This window comes from Bacteroides sp. 1_1_14 (genome assembly GCF_000162515.1).
Classification (GTDB): Bacteria; Bacteroidota; Bacteroidia; order Bacteroidales; family Bacteroidaceae; genus Bacteroides; species Bacteroides thetaiotaomicron.
Genome location: NZ_GG774742.1, coordinates 1 through 1036, shown reverse-complemented (window position 1 = coordinate 1036; position 1036 = coordinate 1). Strand labels below are relative to the sequence as shown.

Here is a 1036-nt window from a genome sequence, read left to right as displayed (position 1 = left end):
AATCCGCTATCAATTGAGGTTCATACAAAAATAAATGCATCGCTTATTTTTTTACAAAACCAATAATTTTTATAAAAATATACAGCTCTGTTTTTTATATTGATTGCAATTACACCAATATTTCTCAAATTGTTATGTCCACTGGCAAATAGCAGAATATTGTCAGAAATCGAATTAGAACTACGATGCTCCAAGGTTTCTCCTTCAACAGTATGAAAAAGAGCATTTTTAAAACTCTTATTATATTTGAACGGTTGGAAAATTCTAATTTCCACTTCGTAATATTTGTTTATGGAGATGGTTTGCTGTTTAGGTTCTCCTCCATTATATTGCAAATAGAACTCTTTCAGTCTTTCCGGCAAAACATGACCCAACTTGCTCTCAACTTCTTCAAAATCTTTGAGAGTAAGACTTTTTTGACAATTTTCTAATTCTATCTTCATATTCATTCTTTTTATGGGCAGATAATGTTATACTATCAGCCGATTTGGCTGTTATTTTCTTTAAGTATCAGACCTCGTCTTCCTCCATCAACAGATCGTCCAACGGGCTTTTGATATTGCTTTTGAAAGTGTCGGCTATGTGGACATACCTTTCTGTCGTCTTGATATTGTTATGTCCCATAAGCTCTTTCACTATCTTGATGTCGGTTCCCTGCTCCAGCAGGTGAGTGGCGAACGAATGGCGCAGCAGGTGCGGATAAATCCGTTTCGTGATTCCCGCTTCCCGGGCCGCTGCCTTCAGCCGTTTCGACACGATACTCTCGGTGAAAGGTTCTCCCGGTCTGTGTTCAAAAAGCCACACTTTCGGTTTGTATAGTCTGTTATATTCCGTCAGCTTTTTCATCAACGGTCTTGACAGCAGGGTGTAGCGGTCTTTTTTCCCTTTACCCTGCCGCACCCGTATCAGGGAGCGGGATTCGTTGATGTCGCCGGGTTTCAGTTCCAGCAGTTCGCTGATGCGCAACCCTGCGGAATAGAGTATGGAGAACATACAGAAGAAACGCAGGTCTGTCACCGTCACGTCGAGTATTTTC

2 protein-coding genes are annotated in these 1036 nt (G+C 40.6%); both read right to left on the bottom strand.

Annotated elements, in window-relative coordinates:
- Positions 1-20: 20 nt before the first annotated feature.
- Positions 21-443: an SMI1/KNR4 family protein gene (locus HMPREF9007_RS26720; RefSeq protein ID WP_277754738.1), complete on the bottom strand. Its 423-nt coding sequence runs from the start codon at positions 441-443 to the stop codon at positions 21-23.
- Between the two features lie 67 nt (positions 444-510).
- Positions 511-1036, bottom strand: a 526-nt coding sequence (locus HMPREF9007_RS00115; RefSeq protein WP_032850877.1) for a tyrosine-type recombinase/integrase, incomplete at its 5' end; no start/stop codon positions are given.

Bases quoted from the DNA above. Each gene is read 5' to 3' on its own strand.
- HMPREF9007_RS26720 (WP_277754738.1), bottom strand. From the start codon at position 443: ATGAAGATAGAATTAGAAAATTGTCAAAAAAGTCTTACTCTCAAAGAT.